The organism is Bifidobacterium callimiconis (genome assembly GCF_003952005.1).
Classification (GTDB): domain Bacteria; phylum Actinomycetota; class Actinomycetes; order Actinomycetales; family Bifidobacteriaceae; genus Galliscardovia; species Galliscardovia callimiconis.
Window position 1 is genome coordinate 76,535 of record NZ_QXGJ01000011.1, and the last position, 12,436, is coordinate 88,970.

Below are 12,436 nucleotides of genomic sequence, written 5' to 3' on the forward strand. Positions count from 1 at the left end.
TTGCCCGCGCACGCCCGCACCTACTTGCTTGCCTTCTGGATCGCGTCGGTGTACAGCGCCGAGTCGTAGCTGGATGCCACGGTGTCGAGTCCGCCCTGGTTCTTCAGGAACTCGGCGGTCTTGGAGAACACGCCCGGCAGATCGTCGAAGGCCTTGGCCTGCTCGGCAGCGTCAAGGTACGTGTATCCCTTGAGCTGCTGACGCACCTGATCGGGCTTCACGTTGAGCTGCACGGCGATGGAGTCCACGGCCGTGTCGTCGGCCTTCTTCACCTGCTGCACGGCGTGGTTCTCCACCGCGGTCCAGGTGTCGAGCACGCCTGGATTGTTCTTGATGAACGTGCTGTCCGCGATCTCCAGATCGTATGTGGGAGCGCCCGTCCTGGCGGTTTCGGCGCTTGACGTCACCGTGGTGCCGCCCTTCTCCTTGAGCTGGCTGAGCACCGGATCCCACACCCATGCGGCGTCGATCTCCTTGCGTTCCCACGCGGCCGGCATCTTGTCGGGGTCGAGATTCACCAGCTTCACGTCGGACTCGGTCAGCCCGGCCTCGCTCAGTGCGGACAGCAGGCTGAAGTGCGAGGTGGAGCCGAACGGCACGGCGATGGTCTTGCCCTTGAGGTCCTTGATCGACGAGACGCCCTGCGCCTGCGTGACCAGCGACTCGGCCTCGCCGATCACGTCGTTGATCCACACCACCTGCACGGGAAGGTTGAGCGGACCGCTCACGGCCTTCACCGACGGACTGGACCCCAGCAGCGCGATGTCCAGCGACTTCGCGCCGAACGCCTGCAGTACGTCGGCGCCGGAGTTGAACTGGCTCCATTTGATGGTCGCCTTGGGCAGGCAGGATTCCAGCAGCTTCTGGTCCTTCACCACCAGATCGGCGTTCGGAATCGCCTGCCATCCCACGCGCACGGTTCCGGTGAAGTCGTTGTTGACGTCGGTCGGGCACTTGCCGCTCGACGAGGACGCGCTCGTGTTGCCGGCCACCTGATCGGCCGTCTGCATTCCCCCGCACGCCGCGAGCGACAGTACCGCGGCACCGGCCGCGATGATGGACAATGTCTTGCTGAACCACGTGTTCGATTTCGGCATGGTTCTCCCCCTTGATTGTGTGATTGTGATTGTCGGCCGCCGCCCGCGAACCCCCATTCGCGTACGGCGGCCAAGATCGTGATCGGGAACGCGTCCCCCGACGCGCCCCGACGAACATCTACTCCTTGCCGACCCACGGCGTGAGCGCGCGGATCACCAGCTGAATCAGCCCGTCGAGCACGAGCGCCGCCGCGCCGATCACCAGGATGCACGCAATGGTCAGCGGCGTGTTCATCTCGGTGCCGGACAGGTAGGCGAGCGCACCGATGCCCGGGATGCCGTTGTTGAGTTCGGCGGCCACCACGGTGGTCCACGCGAATCCGACGGCCAGCCGAATGCCGTTGAGCACCGACGGCAGCGTGCTCGGGAACATCACGTGCACGAGCAGCTGCAGACGGTTCGCACCCAGCGAGAGCGCCGAGTTGAGACGGTCGCGGTTCACGCCAGAGATGCCGTCGATGGTGGCGAGCACGATCGGCGGGAACGCGGCGAGGAACAGCAGCCAGATCTTGGTGGTGTCGCCGATGCCGAACCAGACGATCAGCAGACCGATGTAGCCCAGCGGCGGCAGCGCGCGAATGAAGTTGATGTACGGCATGATGAGCCGGTTGAGCACCGTCACGTTGGCAAGGATGAATCCGACGACCACGCCGAAGCCGATGGCGAGCGCCAGTCCCACGCCGATGCGTTCGAGGCTCATGAGCAGATGCTGCCACAGGAAGTACTGCTGCACGCCGCAGACGATGCGGTCAGATCCGACCGCGATCGGATTGCAGGTGTTCGCCTTCACGAACGCGTCCCACACCGCGCCCGGACTGGGCAGGTACAGCGGGCTGACCAGCTTTGCGGCGGTCACCGCCCACCAGACGGCCAAGAACGCGAGCAGGGAGATCGCACCCTGCACCTTGCCCACGGTCACGCGCCCGGTGGTTCTCGACGAGCCGGGCTCACCGGCCTGTCCGAATATGCTGCGGATGCGTTCCGTCACCTTGGCGGCGGGCATGATTGCTGCGGTCATTGACGTTCCTCTCGTTCATTCGCGCCGGGTTCGCCCAGGCGCTGATTGCTGATGTTCGGATCGCCCGCATACGACGAACTGCTCGACGCGAGCCGGTGGAACAGGTCCAGAAGGATGTCATCGGTGATGACGACGGGATTGTTAAGAAGATTCGGATGATGGCTGTCCCGCACCAGCGCCTCGATGGCCGGTTCATCCAAGTCCAGATCGGCGAGACTCTCGCGCAGATGCAGCGCCCGACGCAGGTCGGCGATGGCGTCGGCCAGTCCGTCGGCATCGCGATACCCCAACGCCCGGCCCAGCGCGTCCGCCCGGCCTTCCGGGTCCGCGGCGTTCACGCGGGTGAAGTAGTCAAGCGTCAGCGCGCACGCCTCGCCATGCGCGATGCCGTAGCGGTTGGTCAGCGGGAACGAGCACGCGTGACTCGACGTGGTCTTCGGCAGGGTGAACGCCAGTCCGGCGATCACCGACGCCTCGCACATGCGCTCGCGCGCCTCGCGGTCGTCGGGCCGCTCCACGGCCGTGGGCAGAAAGTCGAACACCAGTCGGGCGGCGTGCACGGCGAGCGCGTCGCAGATGGGCTGATGTCCCACACTCCAATACCCCTCGATGGCCTGACTGAGCACGTCCATACCCGTGCACGCGGTCACATACGGCGGCACGGTATACGTGAGCTCGGGGTCGACGATCGCCAGTTCGGGATAGAAGCCGTTGGACACGATGGGCGCCTTGACTCCGGCCGCGCGATCGGTCAGCACGGAGACGCAGGTGACCTCGCTGCCGGTTCCGGCGGTCGTCGGCACGGCGATCAGCGGCAGGTGCCCCAATGGCAGCGGCTTGCCCGTGCCGTGATAGTCACGGATCGATCCGACGGTCTCCCTGCTGCCGACACCGATCACGGACGCCGCCTTGGCCAGGTCGAGCGCGCTGCCGCCGCCAAGCGCCACGATGAATCCGAGGTCTCGTTCGCGGATGAGTTCGGCGCAGGCGTCCACTTCGGTCACGTCGGGATTGGGAGAGAAGTCGCTGAACACGGCATCGATCGCACCACGCCCAGAGTCGACGACCCGCTGCGCCAGACCGCTGCGCACACTGTGCCCGCCGGCCACGAGCAGCCCGCGGTACAGGCCGCGTTCACGAGCCGCGTCGCCGATTTCCGACACTCGGCCGGCGCCGAATCGGATATCGACCGGTTGCGTGTAGTTCCAGATCATGAGTGACGGTTCCCCCTCTCCGACGGCATACGATCGTCGTGTAGACTTCGTCGACCGTCGGTACGTTTGGTGCATGTGGCACGTGTGATACGGACCGGCCGGAGGCATCCCCTCCCCCGACCGGTCATCGTGGAGATTCCGGTGTGTCGCCGGAATCTGTTCCCACCGTATTCCCTTCGGAACGCGAACAATCCCAAAATCGGAAAATGACCTATAGGCATTCGCTATGACGGCTTACTATTCCGCGTATTCCTTGGGATTACGCGGCATGGACGGTCTTTTTGCGCACCGTCGCCGCCGCGTATACTGCCAATCAGCCCACACCGATCGTGGGTAGTCCAACATTCATGCCGGTGGGGGCCGGCATCACATAAAGGGGATTGTATGACCAGACTGACCGGCGAGGAAGTGGCACACCTTCATGAGCAGTACGTGCTGCAGCCATGGGCCAAACAGGGGGCTCCGGCGATTCCAGTCGAACGCGCGGAGGGCATCTACTTCTGGGATTACGACGGCAATCGCTATGCCGACATGAGCTCGCAGATGGTGTGCTCCAACCTTGGCCATCAGAACAAGGTCGTGGTCGAGGCCATCAAACGGCAGGCCGACGAACTGTGCTATATCGCGCCGAGCTTCGCCGTGGAGCCGCGTGGCCGACTCGCCAAGCTGCTGGTCGACATCGCCGGCGCCGATCATTTCCAGCGGGTGTTCTTCACGCTCGGCGGTTCGGATTCCAACGAGAACGCCATTGAGATCGCGCGCTTCTACACGGGTCGTCCGAAGATCCTTTCCTGCTACCGTTCCTACCACGGTTCCACGTTGGGTTCCGCGTTCGCCAGTGGCGACTGGCGTCGTTTCGCCTACGAGACGGGCGGCGCGGCGCCGTCGTTCGTGCACTTCCTCAATCCGAGCGTGTACGAGGACGGATTCGACCGCACCGAGGAGGACGAGGCCCGCTGCACCCGTCAGTATCTGCGCCAGTTGGAGGAGCAGATCCGTTATGAGGGTCCGGAGACGATCGCCGCCGTGCTCATGGAGTCAATCGTGGGCGCGAACGGCGTGCTGATCCCGCCGAAGGGGTACATGGAGGGCGTGGCGAAACTGTGCCACGACAATGGCATCCTGCTTATCTGCGACGAGGTCATGGCCGGATTCGCGCGCTCGGGCAAGATGTTCACCTGGCAGAACTTTGATCTGGTGCCGGATCTCATCACCTTCGCCAAGGGCGTGACCGGCGCCACGGTGCCGCTCGGCGGCGTGATCGCCAGCAAGGAGATCTCCGCGTTCTTCGAGGAGCATCCCCTGCCCTGCGGCCTGACCTATTCCGGCCACCCGCTGGCCTGCGCCGCCGGCGTGGCCGCCACCCAGTACTATCTGGACAACGATATCTGCGGTCATGTGAAGCAGTTGGAGGGCGTGCTCAAGCCGGCGCTCGAGGAGTTTGCGCAGCGTCACGCCTGCGTGGGCGAGGCCCGCTGCATCGGTCTGTTCGCCGCGCTCACGCTGGTGGTCGACAAGAACACCCGCGAGCTCATGGCCCCGTATCACACGGCGAACGGCAGGATGCCCACCATCTTCGCGGAGCTGAAGCGTCGCGGCTTCTATACGTTCGGCCGCGAGTCGAATCTCAACGTCTGCCCGCCGCTGATCATCACTGAGGACGAGCTGCGCGAGCAGCTGGCCGTACTTGACGACGTGCTCACCTGGGCCGATCGCAAGTTCTGCAACGCCTGACAGACCGCGGGTGTTTCTTCCATCGTCCGGAAGGGACGCCCATCATGATCGCATCTCGCAATCACAGCGCACACGCAAACACGAGGGGAGTGCGGACCATACCCGGTTCGCGCTCCCCTCGTTGCGTTTGTGATTCGTCGCCTTGCCGACGCTCAGCCCGACGCCCGGTCTGACGCTCAGCTGTGCAGCGGCTGCTTCCTGTCCGGATACAGCTGCTCGGCCAGATGGTTCACCGCGCGTGGCACTTCGCCGAATCCTGCGGAGATGAGCTTCACCTTGCCCGGATAGTTCACCGCATCGCCCACGCCGTAGATGCCCGGCACATCGGTCTCCAGATACTCGTTCACCTGCAGATCGCCACGCTTGACCGGCAGTCCCCAGTCGCGCAGCACGTGATTGTCGGACGTGAATCCGTAGTTGACGAGCAGCGCGTCCACGTCCAGGTCGAGCACCTCATCGCTTTTGATCTTCGCGAGTTCGATGTGCAGTCCGTCCGGCGTACCGGCCACGGTGGTGAACTTGTACGGCGTCAGGATCGCCACCGTGGACTCCTTGAGTCGGGTGACGCTGGATTCGAGCGCACGGAAGTTGTCACGACGGTGGATCAGCACCACCTTGTCGGCGATCTGCTCGAGTTCGAGAGCCCAGTCGATCGCCGCGTCGCCGCCGCCGGCCACGGCCACGGTCTTGCCCTTGAAGTCGGCCAGACGCTTGACGAAGTAGAACACCTTGCGCCCGTCGAGCTGTTCGCGATCGTAGTCGATGGCCAGCGGACGCGGGCTGAACGCGCCGCTGCCGATGGCCACGATCACGCTGCGCGTATGGATCTCACGGGCCGCGGTACGCAGAATGAACGTGCCGTCGTCAAGACGCTCGAGTCCGGTCACCTCCTCGTTCGTGTGCACGCCGATCTTGTCTCCGAACGAGTCGATCTGCCGTTTGAGATTGGCGATGAGCTCCGCGCCCGTACCCGACACGAATCCGGCGATGTCGTGGATCGGCTTCTCCGGGTAGAGCGCCGCCACCTGGCCGCCGAGTTCGGGCAGACTGTCGACCAGCTGCACACTGAGATTGCGCATGGCCGAGTAGAACGCGGTGAACATGCCCACCGGCCCTCCTCCGATCACGGTCACGTCGGTCAGCGTCTCATCAGTCATAGTTATCCCCCTACTGCTATATCGATTCGTCCGCGAACACGACCCCATACCTTCGTGCTCCCCTTCGGAAAGCCGACAGGTCAGGCCCCTGCCCTTCATGCTCCTTTGTGGAGTCGGCAGGCCTCTACCCTTCGTGCTCCCTCCGTGGGAGGGAGCTGGCCGACCGCAGGTCGGACTGAGGGAGGGATCCCGAACCCATGCACCGCACGAATCCCGCCACCCCCGCATCCATCTCGCATGACGATAGCCGCAAGTATACGGACTCCGCCCCTCTTGCGAAACAGTGCCCTATACCACCAAATCGTTGAAATTTCAACGATTGATAACGCCCCACAAATAGAACCGTCACCGCACTTTCCCACGACCGGTCACGAATCACGCCAACTTTTCGTTGCAATTCCAACGATTTCAGCCACTTCGCGACCGCACTTCCCCGTTTTGACAGTCCGCCGCGCCCGTTTGTACGCTGTGAGCCATACGGCCGGCCACGCAACAGCGGCGAGGCCGCGCCAATACGGGGTTTTACGTTACTTTTTTGGGGGTTCACATGAGCTATACCGCCACTTGGGCAGATCAAAAGCTCAACGCGAACGAGATCAGCAAGCTCAACGAGGACGGCCTTGACGTGTTCAAGGACCTCCCCGAACTGGTCAAGAAGCCGTTCTCGGAGATCGACAAGAGCTACTACATGTACTTCAAGTACGCCGGTCTGACGGTGCAGAAGCCGCAGGACGAAGGCTACTTCATGATGCGCATCAAGATCCCCGGCGGTCGTGTGACCGTGAAGCAGGCGGATCATCTTGCGTGGATCGGCCGTACGTACGGTCACGGCGTCGTCGATCTGACCACGCGTCAGGCCGTGCAGTACCACTGGATTCCGTTCGCCGAACTCGTCGACATCTTCGCCGGTATCGAGGCGGTCGGCCTGACCACAGTCGGTGCGGAGGGCGACATCACTCGAAACATCATCGACAACCCGCTGTCCGGCATCGACCCCGACGAACTGTTCGACACCCGTCAGACCGTGCTCGACGTCTATCGTCGGTTCCAGGGCAACTACGACTATTCGAATCTGCCGCGCAAGTTCAAGATCTCGATCAGCAGCAACCGTCACAACTCCGGCAATGCGGAGATCAACGATCTGGCGTTCATCCCGGCCACCAAGCGCATCGGCCGTCACACGGTCAAGGGCTTCAACGTGAAGGTGGGCGGAGGTCTGGGCATGAAGCCGATGCTCGCCCAGCAGCTCAACATCTTCGTCACGCCCGATCGCGTGGCCGATCTGGCCGAGGTCGTCTGCCGTCTGTTCCGTGACTACGGCTACCGCCGCAGCCGTTCCAAGGCCCGTCTCAAGTTCCTCATCAAGGACTGGGGCGTGGAACAGTTCGAAGACAAGATCCGCGAATCGCTGCCCGATCTGCAGACCAAGGGCGTTTCCAAGGTCAGGGGCTGGACGAACGGCACCGCGCTCGGCGTGCACCGCCAGCTGCAGGACGGCTACTACTACGTGGGTGTGAGCGTGCCGTCCGGCCGTATTCAGGCCGACGACTTCCAGGCGCTGATCGATGTGGCACGCAAATACGGCAAGGATGAGATCCGCTTTGATCACTGCCAGAATCTGATGATTCCGTGGATCAAGGAGGAGGATCTTCCGGCACTCGAGGCCGAGCCGATCTTCGAACGCTTCTCGATCCACCCGCATCTGCTGGCCGACTACGGCACCACGTGCACGGGCGCCGAATACTGCAATCTGGCGAACGCGTACACCAAGACCGTGTTCAAGCCGCTGGTCGAGGAGCTCGACAAGCGCTTCAGCTTCGATTCCCCGCTGAACATCACGCTCACGGGATGCGGCAACGGCTGCGCACATCGTTCCATCGCCGACATCGGCATCGAAGGCGTGCACGCCCGCACCGCCGACCGTCAGCACACGGCGGGATACAAGCTGTCCGTAGGCGGCAGTCTGCTTGACGGCGGCCATTTCAACGAGCAGTTGAAGGGCGTGGTCTCCGCTGCGCAGCTCACCGACGCGGTGGGTTCGCTGCTTGCCGACTATCGGGATTCCCATGAGAAGGGCGAGTCGTTCTACGACTACTACCAGCGCACGGGAACCGAACATTTTCAGGAAGTTTTTGACAATTATCTGGCAACCCTACCCGCAACGGAGGTACTGAAGTAATGAGCACCAAGATCATTTTCACGAGCGCGACCGGCAACACCAAGGAGGCCGTGGAGCTGCTCGAGGAAGCCCTGCAGGATCTGGATCAGGACGTGGAGGTCTTTGATGCCGAGGACGGCGTCGAGGTCGATGAGTTCTTCGACGACGCCGACAACTACGTCGTGGCCAGCTGGAGCGATGGCGACAACGGCGAAGTGCCCGGCGGCATCGTCGATTTCTACGACGATCTTGACGGCTATGATCTGTCCGGCAAGAAGGTGGCGGTGCTCGGCACCGGCGATACCAGCTACCCGCACTTCTGCGCCGCGGTTGACATCTTCGAGAAGCTGCTCACTGACGACGGCGCCGAGCTGGCCGCCCCGTCCCTGAAGATCGAGCTCGCCCCCGACGACGACGCCATCGCCAAGATCAAGGACCTCGCCAAGACCCTCGCCGTCTGACCTCATCCCCTGCGGCTCCCCTCCTGCGTAGCGGACTGAGGGGAGCCACCAGCCCGTCCCTCGTTCGACGTCAGCCTCAGCTCCCACTTCTCGGCTCCCCTCCTGCGGAGGGGAGCTGTCCGCGTAGCGGACTGAGGGGAGGCACCACACCCCATTCCACACCACCTCGCAATCTTCCAAGGACCCACCTATGACCACCGGCTATCTCTACGTCCTGCACGGACGCCGCGGCAAAATCCCCGAGTCCAATCTCGATCTGCTCAACGACTTCATTCAGCGCTCCGAACAGATCGGCCGCATCGCTTTTCTCGAGGGCGATGAGCAGACCCTGGAAGACGGCATCCGCGATCTGCAATCCCGTGTCTCCCGTCTGGTGATCGTACCGGTCCTGCTGTTCTCCGCCACACACATGCGCTGGGACATTCCACAGCGCACGCGTAAGGTGCTGAAGCCCGGCGTATCACTGTCCGTCACTGAACCGTTGGCCACTACGCAGGCAGTCCGCGACTATCTGGTCGATCACCTTGGCAAGGCCACTCAGGAGCATCCCGGACGTCGCATTCTGCTTGTGGCTCATGGCACCCCGCACTTCCCGGAACCGTTCGACCAGTTGCAGGCGCTTGCCGCAGATGTCGAGCGTCAGATCGGCACGCCGATCATCTGCACGAACCATATCGGGCATCCGCTGATCGAGGAGACGCTGCGCGTCGACCCCGGTCCGCTGATCGTCGAACGACTGTTCCTTACCGACGGCCGTCTTGCCAATAAGATCAAGACCCGAATCGAAGCGCTGACCTCCGATGCGATTTTCCTTCCCACTCTGGAAGACGACCCCGTCATCACCAACGCCATCCAGGAACGCCTCAACGCTCTCGCCCTCACCCCTACCCGCTGACCCCGAATTCCTTCGGCTCCCCTCCCCGAGGGGAGCTGTCTGCGAAGCAGACTGAGGGGAGCCCAACCAGGCACCTTCCATTTATTTCTCTCCTCAGTCTCCCTCCGGCGGACAGTTTTCCTCCACCGGAGGGAGCCAAGCATATGTACTCAACGCAGGACTTCATTATCGTCAGGCAAGCCATCGGTACAGTCACCACCGCCCATCCCTCCGGCTCCCCTCCTGCGGAGGGGAGCTGTCTGCGAAGCAGACTGAGGGGAGCGGCCACACCTCATCCACCGTCCCTTCCCACGTGGAATAATGGTCTTCATGACGGATTCCCATACCAGCCCGAATAGCAACGTCGATCAAATCGTCGATGCATTCGGACGTTTTGACGCAAAGGTGGATGCCATGCGCGAGCGGCGACTCAACGACCCTGATTCCCTCGGCGACAAGCTGCTGAAGTTCGCCCTTCCCTCCGTGGCCGGCTTCGTGGCCAGCAAGGCATTCCAGCTGCTGTGGAACAACACCGTCTCCAGTCGGTCCGTGAAACGTTCCGGCCGTCACACCTCTAAATCCGATGTTTCACGTGAAACAATTACAGAATCCGATTCTTCTCTGGGCGATGGTGTCATCGATGAACGAGAGAGCCTATTCATGAGCATCGCCTTCTCCGCCCTCTCTGCAGCGTTAAGCGCCGTCGTATCCCAACTCTCCGACCGAGGCTCCCAAGCCCTAGTCACCCGCCGCCACAACCGCCGCACTCGATGACCCCATCTCCGCGACCGAATCCGTGGGCGAATACCTGCAGTATCCCAAGATTCAGGCGGATAAGACATACCCGTCACAACTATCCATCGTCAGGTTTTTCTGGCTCCCCTCACTGAGGGGAGCTGTCCGCGTAGCGGACTGAGGGGAGCCACCCCACCCATGCAAAATCTTCCAACCCAACCATTCAAGCCTAATAACACCGCTCCCCCGAATTCTCCCATCGAACAATTCGCCTGTCTCCCACATCGGTCTCTGTCACAATGGATCCATGACAGAGCACACCTACAATCTCGATAATCCGACGATCCAGACCCTGCTGAACCGTCGCTCCATTCGCGCCTTTGCCAACGAATCTATTCCCGCCGACGTCATCGACACACTGGAGTCCGTGGCACAGCGCGCCGCGTCGAGCCAGTATCTCAACGACTGGCCCGCCATCCGTATCACCGATCCCGAAATCGCCGAGAAACTCGCCGAGATCGGTCGACAGCCCTACATCGCCCAGGCACCGTTGCTTTATGTGTTCGTCCTTGATGAGCATCGTAACGCCACGATCGCCAAGGCCAAGGGCGTGGATACCGATTCCGACGACTTCACACTGAACGGCAGCTACCGTTACACGCAGGCACAGAACGACGCCGTGCTCGCTCTGCACACCATGGAGACCGCCGCGTATTCCCTCGGCCTTGGCTGCGTGATTCTGGGTTCCCTGCTCAACGACGTGGACGCGCTGATCGACGTGCTACACCTACCCAAGTACACCTACCCCGTACTAGGTCTGGCGATCGGCAAGCCGGCACAGGATCCCGCACTGAAGCCTCGCCTGCCGAAGTCCGTGCAGTTCTTCGAGAACACGTATCCGGAGGATTCCGACGACGTTCTGTCCGCGATCGCCGATTTCGACGCCGACGTCCACCGTTACTACGACCTGCGGAACACGGATCGCCCGGTCGATGCCTTCAGCGACCAGATCGCGCAAAACGCCGTCGCCAGCATGAACGGCCGCAGCGTCAATCCTCCCGCCACCCGCCAGGGCTTCCGCCTCGACCGCTAACCCTTTTTTCTGTACCTTCTAGAACGCACAAATTGCAACCACATGGTTCCGGCCGCGGGGGTGGGGCATGTGATGTTCGATACACTCAAGGCCGTTCGGCCTCGCTCCGGTGTTTGCTTGCACAGCATAGCAAACACCTCCGCTGCTTACGATCGAACATCACATGCCCCACCCCCGCTCAGCTGATTGATCATTCCTCAGTTGTGCTAGATGTATCTCAGAAGCGCGATTCAGTTCATTGTCTTTTGCCGAGCCGTGCTGTGTGGGGCGTGGTGTTCGACTGTATCAGCGGAGACGATTTGATACGCTCCGCGATCAAATCGTCGGAGCGAGGCCAAACGGCCCGAGTGTGTCGAACACCACGCCCCACATGGCTCGGCGGCCATGCCATAAAGGTTCAAATTCTAATGGGCGGCAGCCTGATCCGCTATTTTCTGCGTGGTTTGTAGCCTTTTTTGCGCGAGTGTGGTTTGATCTGCTGATTGAGCGGCACATGCACCCATGCGTGATCGGGTGAGTGACTGGTCAGATGCCAGGTTCCGCAGTACTGGCAACGATAGGTCCACAGCTCCGCTCCGCGTTCGATGCGACTCTGTTCGGCGGCTCGTTCCGCCTGAGCCTTATCGTGATACATGATTTTCGACGAATTCGGGCATCGTTTTGGAGTGAAGAAGTGCATGATTCCGTATTATGCCTTGCTGTGCGGATGATTGTCTCGGATATAGAAAAAGGGGAGAAGTCGTGTGACTTCTCCCCTTTTCAGAAGAAAAATTGCGGTGGTGTGCTACTCTCCCACACCCTGTCGGGTGCAGTACCATCGCCGTGCCAGGTCTTAGCTTCCGGGTTCGGAATGGGACCGGGCGTCTCCCCTGGGCCATGACCGCCGCAAAACCTT

The 12,436-nt window shown here is 62.0% G+C and carries 11 protein-coding genes and 1 rRNA gene; 6 read left to right on the forward strand and 6 right to left on the reverse strand.

The window, feature by feature from the left end:
• Window positions 1-20: 20 nt before the first annotated feature.
• The 3 genes from D2E23_RS09810 to D2E23_RS09820 form a co-directional block, all read right to left on the reverse strand.
• The gene (locus tag D2E23_RS09810; protein ID WP_206432034.1) at window positions 21-1,097 is read right to left on the reverse strand and encodes a taurine ABC transporter substrate-binding protein; all 1,077 of its coding nucleotides are present in this window, start codon (window positions 1,095-1,097) and stop codon (window positions 21-23) included.
• A gap of 118 nt (window positions 1,098-1,215) precedes the next feature.
• Window positions 1,216-2,115, reverse strand: a complete 900-nt coding sequence (locus tag D2E23_RS09815) for an ABC transporter permease (protein ID WP_206432035.1) — start codon at window positions 2,113-2,115, stop codon at window positions 1,216-1,218.
• A complete protein-coding gene (locus tag D2E23_RS09820) occupies window positions 2,112-3,329 on the reverse strand; it encodes an iron-containing alcohol dehydrogenase family protein (RefSeq protein WP_126030728.1) in 1,218 nt (405 codons plus the stop codon). Before D2E23_RS09820 ends, D2E23_RS09815 begins: the two co-directional genes overlap by 4 nt.
• Before the next feature lie 384 nt (window positions 3,330-3,713).
• On the opposite strand from D2E23_RS09820, the gene D2E23_RS09825 reads away from it, so the two are divergent.
• Complete coding sequence (locus D2E23_RS09825) at window positions 3,714-5,063, forward strand: aminotransferase class III-fold pyridoxal phosphate-dependent enzyme (protein WP_126030729.1); 1,350 nt, start codon at window positions 3,714-3,716, stop codon at window positions 5,061-5,063.
• Window positions 5,064-5,239: 176 nt separating this feature from the next.
• Here D2E23_RS09825 and D2E23_RS09830 read toward each other — a convergent pair whose 3' ends face one another.
• A complete protein-coding gene (locus D2E23_RS09830; RefSeq protein ID WP_126030730.1) occupies window positions 5,240-6,220 on the reverse strand; it encodes an NAD(P)/FAD-dependent oxidoreductase in 981 nt (326 codons plus the stop codon).
• A gap of 547 nt (window positions 6,221-6,767) precedes the next feature.
• Between D2E23_RS09830 and D2E23_RS09835 the strand changes: the two genes are divergently transcribed.
• The 5 genes from D2E23_RS09835 to D2E23_RS09855 all read left to right on the forward strand — a co-directional run bounded on the left by D2E23_RS09835 (window position 6,768) and on the right by D2E23_RS09855 (window position 11,541).
• Window positions 6,768-8,399, forward strand: coding sequence for a nitrite/sulfite reductase (locus D2E23_RS09835; protein ID WP_126030731.1), 1,632 nt, complete (start codon window positions 6,768-6,770; stop codon window positions 8,397-8,399).
• Window positions 8,399-8,839 carry a flavodoxin domain-containing protein gene (locus tag D2E23_RS09840; RefSeq protein ID WP_126030732.1) on the forward strand — a complete coding sequence of 147 codons (441 nt, stop codon included), beginning with the start codon at window positions 8,399-8,401 and terminating at the stop codon, window positions 8,837-8,839. Before D2E23_RS09835 ends, D2E23_RS09840 begins: the two co-directional genes overlap by 1 nt.
• A gap of 190 nt (window positions 8,840-9,029) precedes the next feature.
• Window positions 9,030-9,734, forward strand: a complete 705-nt coding sequence (locus tag D2E23_RS09845; protein WP_126030733.1) for a sirohydrochlorin chelatase — start codon at window positions 9,030-9,032, stop codon at window positions 9,732-9,734.
• Window positions 9,735-10,043: 309 nt separating this feature from the next.
• The gene (locus D2E23_RS09850; protein WP_126030734.1) at window positions 10,044-10,487 is read left to right on the forward strand and encodes a DUF4235 domain-containing protein; all 444 of its coding nucleotides are present in this window, start codon (window positions 10,044-10,046) and stop codon (window positions 10,485-10,487) included.
• 268 nt (window positions 10,488-10,755) lie between these two features.
• On the forward strand, window positions 10,756-11,541 hold the full coding sequence (locus D2E23_RS09855) for a nitroreductase family protein (protein ID WP_126030735.1): 786 nt from the start codon (window positions 10,756-10,758) through the stop codon (window positions 11,539-11,541).
• Window positions 11,542-11,968: 427 nt separating this feature from the next.
• On the opposite strand, the gene D2E23_RS11875 is transcribed toward D2E23_RS09855, so the two are convergent.
• Together D2E23_RS11875 and rrf are read right to left on the reverse strand one after the other, a co-directional pair.
• The gene (locus D2E23_RS11875; protein WP_093960377.1) at window positions 11,969-12,220 is read right to left on the reverse strand and encodes a hypothetical protein; all 252 of its coding nucleotides are present in this window, start codon (window positions 12,218-12,220) and stop codon (window positions 11,969-11,971) included.
• A 92-nt stretch (window positions 12,221-12,312) separates the two neighbouring features.
• Window positions 12,313-12,429 (reverse strand): 5S ribosomal RNA (rrf, locus tag D2E23_RS09865).
• Window positions 12,430-12,436: the final 7 nt, after the last annotated feature.